Annotated in this window: 11 protein-coding genes and 1 riboswitch; of the genes, 8 read left to right on the top strand and 3 right to left on the bottom strand. The window is 43.9% G+C overall.

Features of this window, described 5'->3' with window-relative positions; genetic code table 11:
* Positions 1-20: 20 nt before the first annotated feature.
* On the top strand, positions 21-881 hold the full coding sequence (locus tag BLS15_RS18650) for a DUF6612 family protein (protein WP_021255356.1): 861 nt from the start codon (positions 21-23) through the stop codon (positions 879-881).
* A gap of 169 nt (positions 882-1,050) precedes the next feature.
* Positions 1,051-1,824 (top strand): DUF6612 family protein, encoded by a 774-nt coding sequence (locus BLS15_RS18645; protein ID WP_021255355.1) that lies wholly within the window; start codon positions 1,051-1,053, stop codon positions 1,822-1,824.
* A 166-nt stretch (positions 1,825-1,990) separates the two neighbouring features.
* Here BLS15_RS18645 and BLS15_RS18640 read toward each other — a convergent pair whose 3' ends face one another.
* The 3 genes from BLS15_RS18640 to BLS15_RS18630 all read right to left on the bottom strand — a co-directional run bounded on the left by BLS15_RS18640 (position 1,991) and on the right by BLS15_RS18630 (position 6,685).
* A complete protein-coding gene (locus BLS15_RS18640; RefSeq protein WP_254777369.1) occupies positions 1,991-4,591 on the bottom strand; it encodes a CAP-associated domain-containing protein in 2,601 nt (866 codons plus the stop codon).
* 210 nt (positions 4,592-4,801) lie between these two features.
* Positions 4,802-4,891, bottom strand: a riboswitch (cyclic di-GMP riboswitch).
* Positions 4,892-5,066: 175 nt separating this feature from the next.
* Positions 5,067-6,248: a macrolide family glycosyltransferase gene (locus tag BLS15_RS18635; RefSeq protein WP_090513207.1), complete on the bottom strand. Its 1,182-nt coding sequence runs from the start codon at positions 6,246-6,248 to the stop codon at positions 5,067-5,069.
* Entirely contained in the window at positions 6,245-6,685 is a 441-nt protein-coding gene (locus tag BLS15_RS18630; protein WP_021255352.1) for a helix-turn-helix domain-containing protein, read from the bottom strand. The genes BLS15_RS18635 and BLS15_RS18630 overlap by 4 nt, the downstream gene beginning before the upstream one ends.
* 396 nt (positions 6,686-7,081) lie before the next feature.
* Here BLS15_RS18630 and BLS15_RS18625 point away from each other — a divergent pair, with 396 nt between their 5' ends.
* The 6 genes from BLS15_RS18625 (at position 7,082) to BLS15_RS18600 (ending at position 14,163) form a co-directional block, all read left to right on the top strand.
* The gene (locus tag BLS15_RS18625; RefSeq protein ID WP_021255351.1) at positions 7,082-7,879 is read left to right on the top strand and encodes a DUF6612 family protein; all 798 of its coding nucleotides are present in this window, start codon (positions 7,082-7,084) and stop codon (positions 7,877-7,879) included.
* A gap of 494 nt (positions 7,880-8,373) precedes the next feature.
* Entirely contained in the window at positions 8,374-9,897 is a 1,524-nt protein-coding gene (locus BLS15_RS18620; protein WP_021255350.1) for an ABC-F family ATP-binding cassette domain-containing protein, read from the top strand.
* Positions 9,898-10,048: 151 nt separating this feature from the next.
* Positions 10,049-10,513 (top strand): OsmC family protein, encoded by a 465-nt coding sequence (locus BLS15_RS18615; protein WP_021255349.1) that lies wholly within the window; start codon positions 10,049-10,051, stop codon positions 10,511-10,513.
* Between the two features lie 94 nt (positions 10,514-10,607).
* Positions 10,608-11,246: a DUF1349 domain-containing protein gene (locus tag BLS15_RS18610; protein WP_028531983.1), complete on the top strand. Its 639-nt coding sequence runs from the start codon at positions 10,608-10,610 to the stop codon at positions 11,244-11,246.
* Positions 11,247-11,434: 188 nt separating this feature from the next.
* Entirely contained in the window at positions 11,435-12,184 is a 750-nt protein-coding gene (locus tag BLS15_RS18605) for an ABC transporter ATP-binding protein (protein WP_021255347.1), read from the top strand.
* A gap of 14 nt (positions 12,185-12,198) precedes the next feature.
* A complete protein-coding gene (locus BLS15_RS18600; protein WP_021255346.1) occupies positions 12,199-14,163 on the top strand; it encodes an ABC transporter permease in 1,965 nt (654 codons plus the stop codon).
* Positions 14,164-14,265: the final 102 nt, after the last annotated feature.

Genomic DNA, 14,265 nt, shown 5'->3' with positions numbered 1-14,265 from the left:
ACATTTAGGGGGAAAAAGTTTTGAAAAAATGGGTTGCACTATTGTTGGGGGCAATATTAGTAGTAAGCATGACGGCTTGTGGAGATAAAAAAGACGCTGCTGGAGCAAACAGCTCTTCTACAGCACAGACGACAACTGAGACAGAGAAAAAGGATGCTCAGGTTCCATCTGTCGATGAACTTATTCAAAAATCAATTGATGCAAGCAAGTCGCTCAAGAATTTCTCTATGGACAGCCAAGTGAAGCAGGATCTTACAATTAGCCAAGGTGAACAGAAGCAAGAGCAAAATACGGAAATAAAACTGAAAAGCGACATGACTAAAGAGCCTTTCAATCTGTATCAAGAAATGACAATGAACGTAGCGGGTCAAGGTGAGCAAAAAGTCGTTCAGTATATTTCGAAGGACGGCATTTATTCACAAGTGAACGGGCAATGGACGAAGATGCCGGATGACATGAAGGCACAAATTCTTGAAGGTGCGGAGAAAGGGGCAAGCCCAGAGCAGTCCCTGGAACGCTTCAAATCGATAGCGAAAGATTCGAAGGTATCTGAAGAAGGTACTAACTATATCTTGACGGCGGACTTGTCCGGTGACGGGATGAAGGAACTGGCGAAGTCGTTGATGACCCAATCTGGTTCTAACAGTAATCCTCAAATGGAAGCAATGATTGAGCAAATGAAGATTAAAAGCATTAAGATGAAGTTTGGTGTCAACAAGGAGTCATACCAACCAACAATATCCGATGTCGACATGTCTATGGAAGTAGAAGAGCAAGGTCAGAAAGTTGAACTCAATATGGTTATGACAAGCACATTCTCGAAGCATAACGAGATTGGCGAAATCAAGGTGCCACAAGAAGTATTGGACAGCGCTAAGTAATCGCAATGTATAGACGAGACCGTCGAATCTATGGATTTGGCGGTTTTTTTATGGCATTAATAGTTCTATTCTACTAATTTCTGTTTCGGAATAGGGCTACGTTCACTTTGTCTGTCTATCGATATTGGTTACTATGAGGGAGCATACTAATTTTGGGAGGCAGACGGTTTTGAAGAAGTGGACGGCAGCACTCGTAGCGATCATGGTAGTACTAGGCATTACAGCATGCGGCAACTCAACACCTACGGCAGGAGAATTGATTCAAAAGGCTACGGATGCGGATAAAACATTGAAGAGCTATTCAATGGATGTCCATGTTGAGCAAGTGAATGGGATTCAAGGCGACAGCAGCAAAGAAGAAAAATCGGATATTACAATCAAAACTGACTTTACAAAGGAACCGCTTGGTTTCTATCAAGATACGTCAATTGTGTCAGACCAAACGAACCAAACGATTAAACAATACTTCACCAAAGAAGGAGCATACTCTCAGGTAAATGGCGAATGGGCGAAAGTTCCGGATGAGTTGAAGAGCCAGTGGGAAACGAACATTAAGAGCCAAATGAGCTTGACGCAAAATCTCGATAAATTCAAGCCGTTAGAGAAAAATTCGAAGATTGCCGTGGAAGGTAACGAATACATCATGACTACGGATATGTCTGGCGATAAAGGCAAGGAGTTGGCGAAGACGCTGTTGTCCGAGTCATCTGGTGAAGAAGCTGCGGAAGCGCTTGGCAAGATGAATGTTAAGACGCTTACCATGACATATGGCGTGAATAAGGAAACCTACTTCCCGACGAAGAGCGGCTTTACACTTGTGCTCGAAGGGGAAGAGAACGGACAGAAGATTTCGATCAGCATGAAGGTGACGAGCACGATTACGAAGCATAACGAAGTGGCCGAAATCAAAGTGCCGAAGGATGTTATCGACAACGCTCAATAGGATACGATTTCGATTGTCGATGAAGAAAGAAAATAAAGTTATAGACTGAGAAAATATAGTTCCGACGGCATTACTGTTATCACGCGGTACAGCCCGTAAAAGGAAAAAAAGCAGAGATCCTATGTGATAATCTAGGATCTCTGCTTTTTGTGTCATGATGAATATCTTATTGCTCGTGTATCACGCGATACAAAACGAGTGCCGCCTGCGCTCGAGTGAGCGTTCCCGCCGGATCAAGTTTGTTATCGGTGGTTCCTTTGATAAGTCCTTTGCTCACTGCGTACACAACGGCTGTCTTTGCATCCTGTGAGATGAGTGCTTCATCCTTAAATCCAAGCGAAGTGCTTGAATGGGACAGATCAATTTTCAATGCCCGCGTAAGCATCACGACCATTTTTTCGCGAGTAATCGGTTTACGTGCCCCAGGCTCTGCAATCCGCTGTTCCCAAGTCTCTCCGTTATTCGTCAAGCGATCAAGCAAGGTGGCGAACTCCGCTTGGGTAATAACGTCGTTCGGCTTGAATGTGTGTATGCTGTCTTTGCCGCACAACAGTCCGTGAGCTGCAATGACTTCAATTTCATCCTTTGCCCAATGTGCAGTAAGATCATTGAAGGATCTTGCATGCTCTGCAATCGTGTAGGTGCCGAACTCCGTGACCTGGAAGGAAATATGCTTCTTATCAGCTGCCTTCATTCCGGCCAGTTTATAGCTCCAAGCATTTGTTGTTAGGCCTTGAGCTTCTGCGTACACGCCTGCCTTACGAATATCCTTTGTAGCTTCCATCAGCTTCAAGGAGATTTCCAACAGGATATTCTTTGCTTCTTGCGGCCCGCGGATCGTGATCATCGGAGACGTAAAGGTCGTCTCGCCATGATGCTTGCTAAAACCTTTGTCCTTATGCTCTGCAAGAGACACCACAAGCTCGAGTTCACTCGTTCCGATGAGTTCCACAATAGACTTATTCGGAATGGTAATATCGAATTCGGCTGTAGACAGAAGCAAATCCTTGCCTGATTCCTGCAGCAGTTTGGCGGCCGATTTGTCCAGCGTGAAGGAGACTTCATTGTAATCCTTCATGCTTACATCGCTAATATCGGGTTGAACCTGCTTGGTATTTTTGTCCTGCAGCTGTTTTTTCACGGTATTCGCATTTATCTTGAACTCCGCATTCACTGCATGCTCCTTCATCGTCTCTGCCAGTAATCCTGCCTTCATCGTCTTACCGGCTGGAATTGTTCCCACAGAAGTCGAAGGTGTAGAACTACTAGAACCTCTAGAGCCTTCAGATGAGGAAGACGAAATAGGCAACTCTGGCTTCGGATTCGGATTCGGAACAGACGGCTTGATGACATCAACAGTAGACGAGTGAATGTAACCGATTCGGATCCGTTCATTGTTTGCGTTGAACAGATTCGCATTTACAAGATTGAAGGTATATTTCCCTTCTTGGTCGCTCAAGAAAGCGATGGTTGCTATGTCGCCGTCTCCTTCATAAGCGCCTCCGTTGAGATTTACGGAGTAATCCAATTGCTTCTGGCCATTAGGTAAATCGGTTATGTTCTTTGTCGTGATAAGTGGGACATCCGGATAGTTCAACTTTTGATAGGTAGCCATCGTAACGCTTGGCTTTATATCTAAGAGAGTCAAGCGGCTGTCATAAGTAAGACTGAATGAAGCTGAATATACTGCTTCCGACACAGAATATTCGACCTTTACATCGAATGGATCTCCTGTCAGAACCTTAGATTCGCTGAGGCTAGGAGATACAACATCGGGATCGGGCTTTTTATCGTCGACGGAATTCTGCGTGACGAAGTTCTGTGTGTAATATACATTTGAATTCCCCCCGAAGTACACACCCACCCCTAGATGAGAAAAGTCTCCCAAAATATTCGAACGATGTCCTTTCGAGTTCATCCAGTTCTCGTGAACGAAGATGGCACTCGACTGTCCAGCAGCAATGTTTTCCCCTGCCTTTTGGTATACGATTCCGTCCGCCTTCAGCCGATCGAACGGGGATTTGCCGTCCGGATTGTTATGATCGAAGAAGCTTCTCAGCCCCATATCGTCGCTATGCTTGCGAGCAGTTCCCGCAGCCTTTTCATTCCACTTCAATGGCTTCATGCCCTCGCGGACACGCACAGCATTAGCCAAATCGAGGATTTGTTGCTCAAAGCTTGTCTGCAATCGCTTGCTAGGCGTGCCAAAGTACCCCTTGAACGCCAGTTCCACATCATGGGCAATAAATTGGACAGCCGTCACCGTATTCCCTTGATGGAGATCATAGAACACGGTTGCATACATACCGCCGACCTTGTACAGGCTATATTGTCCGCTGTTGTCCATATTGTAAATCGTATTGCCTTTCCTAATTTGACTGAGGGAAGATCCGAAGGCTGCCTCTACCTCCTGCTTGGTTGAACCGAATCCAATGCTTCCATAAGAATCATTCGCATTCGTATAGAGTGCAACGACCTTGTGGTCCTGAACACCAACTTGTAAGTAATGTTTATAATCCTGATTGTAAATATACCACTCGAAGCCATATTCACTTAGATCCTTGCGAACCGGCAGTCCGATTTTTTGGAATAGTTGATCCTCGCTCATTCCTATGGTGATGCCTTGCAGTTGGTCTGCCCCTGCCTGCGGAGCATTGTTCGTTTTCGTGACAGTAATCATACTACCGACCAGCTTATCCGCTGCATAAAGGGTCGGCTGATAGATAAGCATCCCGGCTAACAGCGCAGCGCTAGCTGTAATCGTCATACGCCGCATTCTTCCTGCTTTAATGTGTTTATGCTGTTCTTGGTACATTGCGTTGTTGGTTGCTGTACAACATGGCCGCATCATTACATCTCCTATTCTTTTACATTCTGCGATCAAATGAGATGAACATCGGGGACGCTTTACAATAGCACAAAAAAAGCGCCACCCTAATGGCAGCGCAATAAAAAAAGACGCACGTAATGTCGCAATTAGGGCAACCCGGCTGTCATCGCATTGTGAAATACATTAGACCCGTGGCTTTGCGTCCCCTGCTTTCGCTAGGGTTTGCCATTATCCAAATGTTACAGATTAAATGTCTATAGTAACATGTAAATGAACAGCTTGTATACAACTGTGCCTATAGGTACGCAAAATTCAATCAAGTACCAGGTCTATCAACCCAGTACGATTTATGTTCGTCATGCACTTCTTCAATGAAGCTGCCCCATTTTAAAAAAAGGATCATGAAAGTACACTAAGACTTCGCTCGAATTTTAGTTAAAATCACATTGGCCGCTTCTACTGCACCACCAGCATTCTGAAAAGTTTCTGACAGTTTTTGCGCATTTTCCTGATAAGTCCGATTCGTCAACACCTCAGATACCGCTGCTGCCAAATATTTTGGCTTCTTTCCTTTCAACTTTAAACCTGCACCCAGTTGAGCAACCCGATCAGCCACTAATCCTTGTTCGCTATGTTGCGGAAATAAAACCATTGGAACTCCAAAATACAGGCTTTCATTCACACTATTCATGCCACAATGGGTAATAAATACATCGGCTGTTTGCAATACCGATATTTGATCCACGACGTTATTCACTGTGAAATTTCTTGGTATGTTGCCAAGAGAAGCAATCTCCGTTTTTTCACCAACTGACATCACAACATCATAGTCCGTATCTGCAAATGCCTGAATAACTTTTTGGTAAAAATCTTGATTTTGATTCAGTATAGTCCCAAGTGAAATGTAGATTAGTTTTCTATCTTTTTTATTAATCTGTATCGGCGGAGACTGCCTGATGGATGGTCCGACAAAAGCATATCGCTCAGAAAACGTATCCGCCATCGGCTGGAATTCTTTCGAGGTATAAACAATGGCGTCTGTTTCATTATTATTTTGAACAATCGATACAACATTCCCTATCTCATAACCATGATTCTTTAACAACTGAATTTTTCTGTTCATTCGGGGCCAACCCACGATCATCCTCCATACATCGATGAAACCACGCTTCATCAGTTTCGCGGTGTACTGATTAAAAGCAAAGGTAGTAGTCGAACAAACATATGGAATTTCTAGTTTTTTAGCAAATAATTTTCCCCAAAAGCATATAGAGTCAGATACAATACAATCCGGCTGGATTTCCCTTAATTCCTGACATACCTTCTCATCCAAAGCAATGGTCGTATCGGCAACCATCTCAATTAATGCTGTAAAATCTTTGCCAACCTTGCGATCCAATTCCTTTTGTGAAAGCTGGGGCAAGAACTCATCACAAGCAATGAATGCAGCACCAGCACCTTCTATTTTTTCCTGAAATTCTAGAAAGGAATAGTACCAAACTTGATGGCCTCTATTGACTAACTCGGCAACCACCGGAATGGTTGGATTGGTATGACCATGTGCGGGTATCGAAAAAAATACAATTTTGCTCATTCTGATTCATCTACCTCTCGCTCCGCTTTTTGGATCATCTCTACAAATTCCATGAAATGATTACTTTTTAAGAGAGCAATCCCTTTTGTCGCATCTTCCCCCAAGACAATCAGCTTATCACCAGCTTGTATCTGATACATTTCGCGTGCCTGTTTGGGAATGACAATCTGTCCCCGATCTCCTACCTTCACAACACCAAAGAACTGCTTCCCCGTGGGAACGAGCTGATTCGCCGCTTCTTCACTCATATCACGGGATAATTGATCCAGGGTTACTTGGAAAAGTTCAGCGAGTATTTTGCATTTAAAAATATCGGGCAAGGCCTCCCCGTTTTCCCACTTTGCTACGGTCTGTCGTGACACGTTTACCTTCTCAGCTAATTGTTCCTGACTGAATTTATGCTTTTTACGCAACACACGAATATTCATACCAATCATATTTTTCATCTCCGTATACGTTAAATATATAGAAGAACCAAGGTGGAAATCTATCAACAATTCGCAACATTTTATGTTAAGAATTGTGGCAAAGTACAAGTCATAGATGAAGCTAACGTCGATAGCGCCGTATTCGATTGCGAACCAAAAATTTTTCGCAATATATCCAATACTTGTGCACTGTTATTTGTCCATATCATACCAAATTAATAGAGAATACAAACTGAGGTGTTCTGTTAAAGAACAAGACTGTCGACAGTCTTGCTGTATCCATTAGATGTATCGATGATGTCCAAATGCTTCTATTTTATTGAAGTAATAGGTTTTAACTTACTGTTCCCTTCTTTATAAATTGGCTAACATGGGTAAAGCAGATTATTTTAGGGGGCTGTTATTTTGAAAAAACGGATAACCATACTACTAGCATTCTTATCATTACTAGGGATAACGGCATGCGGCAATACGATGCCGACAGCCGATGAAGTATTGCAGAAAGCAATTGAGGCTGATAAAAGTGTAAAGAGCTTTTCCTTGGATATCAATCAGACAGAGACAATCAAGGCAGATCAAAAAATTGAAGCTTCTAAGCTAACTAAAATAAGATTTGATTATACGAAAGAACCGATCGGCTTATATTTCGAAAATTCGATAATATCTAATGAGGTGAATTTAACTTTAAAAAAGTACCAAACGAATGAAGGGTCATATTTTCTTCAATATGATGGTCAATGGAGGAAATTGCCGGATGATTTGATGAATCCAACTCAAATACAGAAGGATATGGATTTGAATGAGCTCTTTAGACAGATCAAGATGTATGCAAATGAAGCGAACATTATTTCAGAAGGCAATGATTATATCGTGACAGTGAGTTTGGAAAATGAAAAAGCTAAGGAAGCTGAACATTTTTTGTGGTCGGAGTTACCAAGCAAGGAAGAGGATAAATTAGAACAGGAAAAGTCGGAGCAAAAGGGTAATAAACAAATCATGCTCGATATGAAAAACATAGTCATTAAATATCGGATCAATAAGGATAATTATTTTCTTATGAGTACCGCTTTAGAATATACAAAGTCTGGGGAAGAATCCGGACGAAAAATTGAGGATCATTTTGTAAGTAACTCAACATACACTAGACACAATGTGGTTCCTCAGATTAAAGTGCCACAGCATATTATAAAAAGCGCTCAATAAGAAGTTATTTTTCTACGATTCCGCCGCATCTTTTGAATGCGGCGGTTTTTGCATATTCTTGACAGGACGAGCTATGATCGTGTATGATTTTCCTCGTAATACCATTTTATGATGATGAGGATTAGAAAGGGGATGGCGGTATTGTCAACTGTTCTTCAACGGAAATTGGCTTAAGACGGGAGAAGTCTGCCCATTTTTAGCTTAATGCCAATCGAAGAACAGTGGATAAAGAACCGATTCCTTTTTTCATATACAAGTACGCGTTCATGAACTTTGGGTGCAGAACCAAGCGGAACCAACAGACACGGTCTGTTCGTATTGGTCTGCAGCACTAAGGATAAATTGAACTACCTATTATGGGCTATTTGTATAGGGCAAGGCGATTCGTTCGCCTTGCCCTTTTTTGCATACACACAAGCAAATACTTTCTTTATGAAGCTGTTCTCTCGCTTGGCGTTGAGCATCATTTACGCACATGCAAAGGAGAGAATGACATGAGTATGTTATCTGTAGAAGAAGTAACCCATTTTTATGGGGATAAACGAGTATTTCTCGATATTAGCTTCCGCTTGCTTCCGGGGGAGCATGCCGGAATTGTAGGCAGCAACGGAGCGGGCAAATCAACATTGCTGCGTATCCTGTCCGGTGAGCTATTGCCGGATGCAGGGAAGGTGGAGTGGCTGCCTCATGTGAAGGTAGGTTATTTGCAGCAGCATATTGATCTGCAGCCTGGGATGACCGTGCTCGATTATTTGCGCGGGGCATTTGGTCACCTCTATGCCATGGAACAGAATTTGATGGAGCTGGCACACAAGATGGCCGAAGATGCTGACAATCTGGAGTTATGGCTTGCCAAGTATGGGGAGCTTCAGCATCGACTGGAGCATTCGGGATTTTATGAGATTGAAGTGAAGCTGGAACAGATCGCAGCAGGCTTAGGGCTGCTTGATATTGGTCTGGATCGGGATGTTGAGAAGCTGAGCGGAGGTCAACGCACGAAGCTGCTTCTAGGAAGATTGCTCTTGGAAGAGCCCCATGTTCTCCTGCTGGATGAACCGACGAACTATTTGGATGAGGTGCACATTGATTGGCTGAAGGGCTATTTGAAGGGGTATAAGCAAGCCTTCTTGGTCATTTCCCATGATAATTCTTTCTTAAATGAAATTGCCACGTCGATCTTTCATGTCGAGCACCAGAATATTAAGCGTTATGTAGGCAACTACGAGGCATTCCGCAGCGTATACGAGCTTAATAATTTGCAGCAGCACGAAGCGTATAGCCGACAACAGAAGGAAATTGCCAGACTCGAAGATTTTGTTCAGAAAAATAAGATTCGCAAGGCGAAGCAGGCCAAGAGCCGCGAGAAGATGCTGGAACGCATGACGCGGATTGATCGACCAACTTCTGGTGCGAAGCCGCGATTTTCTTTCCAAGTTCATGTGGAGCCTGAAGGTAGAATTATGAGGGCTGAACAGCTGCAAATCGGCTATGCGAAGCCGCTATGCTCGCCTCTGAATCTGTTGATGAAACGAGGAGAGAAGATTGCGATTGTCGGTCATAATGGGGTTGGCAAGACAACGCTGCTTAAGACGCTGCTTGGAGAATTAACCCCATTGCATGGCAATGTTCGTCAAGGAGAGCGGGTGAAGGTCGCTTATTTTGCTCAAGAGCTGTTCGTATCCGACGATTCCGCGCTTGATCAATTATGCGCATTCCGTACAGACATGACACATCAGCAGATACGCAAGCTGCTTGCGATGACTGGGTTGACGGAGGAGCATATTCGGCAGCCGCTCAGCTCGCTAAGCGGCGGAGAGCAGGCTAAGGTACGATTATGCGAATTGATGCTGACGGACAGCAATGTGCTCGTGTTGGATGAACCGACGAATCACTTGGATGCTCGGGCGAAGGAGGCCCTTATAGAGGCACTGCGCAGCTACACTGGTTCAGTGCTGCTGGTATCTCATGAGCCCGACTTTTATGCAGATTGGGTTACACAGGTGTGGTCATTGAAATAAAGGATGCTTCGTTTGCGGCTTGACCATAGTAGGGAGATTGCAGAAAGCTGCAGTCTCCCTTCTTTTCTTGGAAGCAAGAGAACATTCTTACTATTCATATTTTTTAACTGTGATATAATGTTGGTTAAAATAGGAAGGCGAGGTTATATGAATGCCACTTGAAACATTTACTGCTTCTGCACATCTGCAAGAGGGAATGGTTGTAAAGGCGAGATCACGGAATTTCGAGATTACGATTGACGAGCCGAAATCGCTGGGCGGTACGGATACGGCGATGAATCCGGTTGAAGTCGTACTGTGTGCGTTAGGCGCCTGCCAGTCCATCGTGGCAAGAGCATATGCCCGTAAATTCAATATTCAGCTGGAGCAATTTTGGGTGGAGCTTGAGGGGGATTTGGATACAGATGGCTTCATGAACAAATCTGACGTGCGCCGAGGCTATTCTGAAATTCGCTACAACATCCATGTGAAGAGCAATGCTTCCTATGAGCAGATCGAACAATTCGTGCAGTTCATTGAGCGTACATGTCCGGTTGGGGATACGATTAGTGCTCCTGTTCGACTTGTATTGAATGGCATTATTTTGGAACAGGACTCTCCGCAGGTCACTTCATAACGTAGGAGATGCACCGTAATCTTAATTGCGCCCTGTACAGTAGGGATGATTCCACCTATGATGGAATAGAGACTACGACATGGAGGCAATTCAGATGAGCAATTCAATTCGACTGCATGAAAATTTTGAACATGAACAATTGAACACGAACTTGATGTGGTACTCGCCGCCTCGAGCGTGGGAGATCAATCAAGAATCTGCAAAACTCATTGTTCGCACCGCCAAAGAAACCGATTACTGGCAAAAGACACATTATGGCTTTGAAGTCGATAATGGACATTTTCTATATACAGAAATTGAGGGGAACTTCAGGCTGACGACCAAGGTATATTCCTATCCTGTTCACCGTTATGACCAAGCAGGGCTAATGGTTCGCTATTCGCCAGACACTTGGCTCAAAACATCTGTAGAATATATTCCGGATGCCAGCAATAAGCTCGGCGCAGTGGTAACGAACCACGGATATTCGGACTGGTCAACCCAAGAGGTTGATAATGGGGATGCTCCGGTCTACTTCCGTATTTCCCGGATTGGGAACGACTTTTATGTCGATTACTCACTGGATGGTTCTGCTTGGAAGCAGCTTCGCATGACACATTTATTTGAGCAGGAGTCGAAGCCCATTCAAGTGGGCATTTATGCATGCAGTCCGCAGGGAGAAGGGTATGAGGCACATTTTGATTACATAACGATTGAAGAACTTTCGGATGATCGAACTCAAGTGTATGCTTAATGTGTTCCCGCAATGTTTTTAACGTCAGCTACCTATGAGGTAACCGATTAGATTCAAAAATAGCTAGAATATAGTGTCGAGTTAGGGTATTACCCGAACTCGGCATTTTTTTGTGCGTGAAATACTCATGCCTTTCTATCCTAAAAAAATTATCGTTATATATACAAACATACAGAAAGGGAGATTTTATGCCAAGTTTGCTGCAGGCAAAAGACGTAACGAAACGATACAATTCCATGCAAAGACCTGCTCTGAACGGAATTTCGTTTGACGTGCATGTTGGGGAATTTATCGGCATCATGGGGGCCTCCGGCTCCGGGAAAACGACACTGCTTAATGTATTATCCACCATTGATACGCCGACAGACGGTGAAATTACCATTAACGGTGTGGATATCAGTAAGCTTGACGATACTCGTTCAGCAGATTTCCGCAATGAGCATCTTGGTTTTATTTTCCAGGAATACTTTTTGCTGGACAGTCTAACGGTCATGGAGAATATTGCTGTCCCCCTTACTCTAAAAGGGCTATCCGAAGGGGAAATCGATCGCTCTATACGTTCCTTGGCCGAACGCTTCGGCATATCCCAGCAGCTTGGGAAATATCCCAGTGAGTTGTCCGGCGGACAGAGACAGCGGGTTGCGGCAGCAAGAGCCATTGTTAAAAAGCCGTCGATCCTATTTGCGGACGAACCAACGGGAGCGCTGGATTCCAACTCGGCAACAGAACTGCTGCGAACGTTAAGCGAAGCTAACGAAGAATTGGGCACAACCATTCTGATGGTGACTCATGACGCGTACGCTGCAAGCTTTGCCAAGCGTATCCTGATATTTAAGGACGGGCGGATTTTTAATGAGCTGGAACGCAAGACTCAAGATCAGCGCTCCTTTTATGAAACCATTATGGAGCAGATTGCGCTGTTGGATGAATCGCGCTAAAAAGAGGTGTTGTTATGAAGTTAACGACTATTGCATTTAAAAATGTAAGGAATAATGTATCGTTCTACTCGCTCTATCTATTTTCAGTCGCTCTTATTTTGACCGTTTTTTTCACCTTTATGTCATTTTCGCTAAATGACATTATGATGTCCAAAATTTCGGAAGATGGGCGAGTAGAAACGATGTCACGCACCATCTCTGTTTTTTTAATGGCATTTGTATTATTTTATATGTCCTATTCCAATCAATTTTTTATGAAGCGCCGGATGAAGGAACTGGGCATTTATACGCTGCTCGGTTACCGAAAGTCTGCCATGCTTGCATTATTGACCATTGAGAATATCCTGATCAGTTTAGGAGCTCTTCTTATTGGGATCATTATGGGAGCGTTGGCCCACAAAGGGATCGTTGCAGGGGTCTCCTTGCTGCTGAATTTAGAGATTAATACTTCAACTATCCCGTTATTGAACGGCAAGGCCGTGCTTTATAGCGTTGTATTCGTCTTTGCGGTTATTTTAGTGCTAAGCTTGTCCAACTGGAGGCTGCTTCGCAAAACGACGCTGTTAAGTCTTGTCCGGCTTGAAAAAACAGTTGAAAAACCGATCAAGGTTCGCGTTTCTGCTGCCATATTGGGACTGTTGCTCATGATCTCTGGTGATTTGTTAGCTATTGATGTCATACGCGGCAAAGAGTCATTGTGGAAATCCATCGGTGTTGCTCCGATGGGGCTATCAATGGTACTGATGATTGCAGTCGGGACTTCATTTGTTATTTATTCCTTTCTTCCGTATTTATTCCGTAAGCTGGAACATCGGAAAAGTCTCCTGTACAAAGACATTGCGATAGTTACGATACCCAAGTTCATTTCCCGTATCCGAACCAATGCAAAAACCTTGATTATGCTGTCCCTGCTGATTGCCGGTACCTTGGGCGTATTCGGTTCTACAGCCTTGACCATGTACTATCCCGTGGCGGCGGTGAATCGCATCATTCCATCTGCGCTAGAGTTCCCGATTGAGAAGCCGGAACAGGCAAATCAAGCTGTTCAAGCATTGAATAAGGCAATCGGTTCCGGTAAGTTTACAGCTCAGCAATCCACGCTTATAAAGATCCGGTCCCAATCGGACAATCTTCCAGCAGAATATGCGCTAGGGAAGGAGCCGGGATTTGAATTGATGGCTTTATCGGATTATAATCGGTTATTGCATCAGCAAGGCAAGGAAGCGGAATATACACAATTGGAAGATACCAACAGCATTTTAGTTAAATATCGTTCCGATCCGACGCAGAGAGATGTCGGCCAAAATTACCGGCTTTCTCTTCCGGACAACCAATCCCTTGATATCACTGTCCGGGATACAACGCTGTCTAACCCAATCGGATTTAATATCAGTGTAGGTACTCTGATCGTATCCGATGAGATTTATCATCGTTTGGCCGAGCTTGGTCTTCCCAAGATGACAGTCATGAGCATTGATGGAAAAAATCTAAGAGACAGCAAGGCGGCTTACGAGGCTCTGCGTTCCGGCCTGAAGGATAACCCTTATTTCTCCAGTGCCTATGCCCGGACGTATGAGATCATGTCCAACAATAGTTCTACCTTTTTGTTGCTTGGATTTTTGACCGTACTCTTTTTCATCGCAGCGGGAAGCATCTTATATTTTCATAACATCTCGGCCGTTTCCTATGAACAGAGCGATTATGAGATCCTCGGTAAGATGGGTTACAGTAGGAAGAAAATAAAGAAAGTGATACGAAGTCAAATTCTTATGATGTATGCCATCCCGCTCGGTATCGGTCTCTTCCACAGCATTTGTGGGCTGATCTGCTATAGAGGGCTGCTCATCGATGATATTTTGGGTCAAAGCTGGCAGATTTCTGTTCCGGTCGCGATGGCTCTGGTTATTGCAGGAGCTGTATTTGGCATCTATTATTTGATTACGAGACGCGCTTGTTATCGAACTGTATTTCCCCGTTAATAGAGTTCATTCCATGGATTAGCGAGGAAGGAGGCGATCCCTTTTCAAAACAGATATCTGTACAGACAAATACTGCTGATCGTTAATGAACTACTAATTATC

This window comes from Paenibacillus sp. cl6col (assembly GCF_900102125.1).
Taxonomy (GTDB): domain Bacteria; phylum Bacillota; class Bacilli; order Paenibacillales; family Paenibacillaceae; genus Paenibacillus_B; species Paenibacillus_B suaedae.
Note: the sequence above shows the minus strand (reverse complement) of the source record. Positions and strands in the feature narration are given on the sequence as shown.

Excerpts from the sequence above, each read along its gene's own strand:
- BLS15_RS18640 (WP_254777369.1), bottom strand. The coding sequence starts at position 4,591 with ATGACGATTACAGCTAGCGCTGCGCTGTTAGCCGGGATGCTTATCTAT.
- BLS15_RS18635 (WP_090513207.1), bottom strand. The coding sequence starts at position 6,248 with ATGAGCAAAATTGTATTTTTTTCGATACCCGCACATGGTCATACCAAT.
- BLS15_RS18630 (WP_021255352.1), bottom strand. The coding sequence starts at position 6,685 with ATGATTGGTATGAATATTCGTGTGTTGCGTAAAAAGCATAAATTCAGT.
- BLS15_RS18620 (WP_021255350.1), top strand. The coding sequence starts at position 8,374 with ATGAGTATGTTATCTGTAGAAGAAGTAACCCATTTTTATGGGGATAAA.
- BLS15_RS18615 (WP_021255349.1), top strand. The coding sequence starts at position 10,049 with ATGCCACTTGAAACATTTACTGCTTCTGCACATCTGCAAGAGGGAATG.
- BLS15_RS18610 (WP_028531983.1), top strand. The coding sequence starts at position 10,608 with ATGAGCAATTCAATTCGACTGCATGAAAATTTTGAACATGAACAATTG.
- BLS15_RS18605 (WP_021255347.1), top strand. The coding sequence starts at position 11,435 with ATGCCAAGTTTGCTGCAGGCAAAAGACGTAACGAAACGATACAATTCC.
- BLS15_RS18600 (WP_021255346.1), top strand. The coding sequence starts at position 12,199 with ATGAAGTTAACGACTATTGCATTTAAAAATGTAAGGAATAATGTATCG.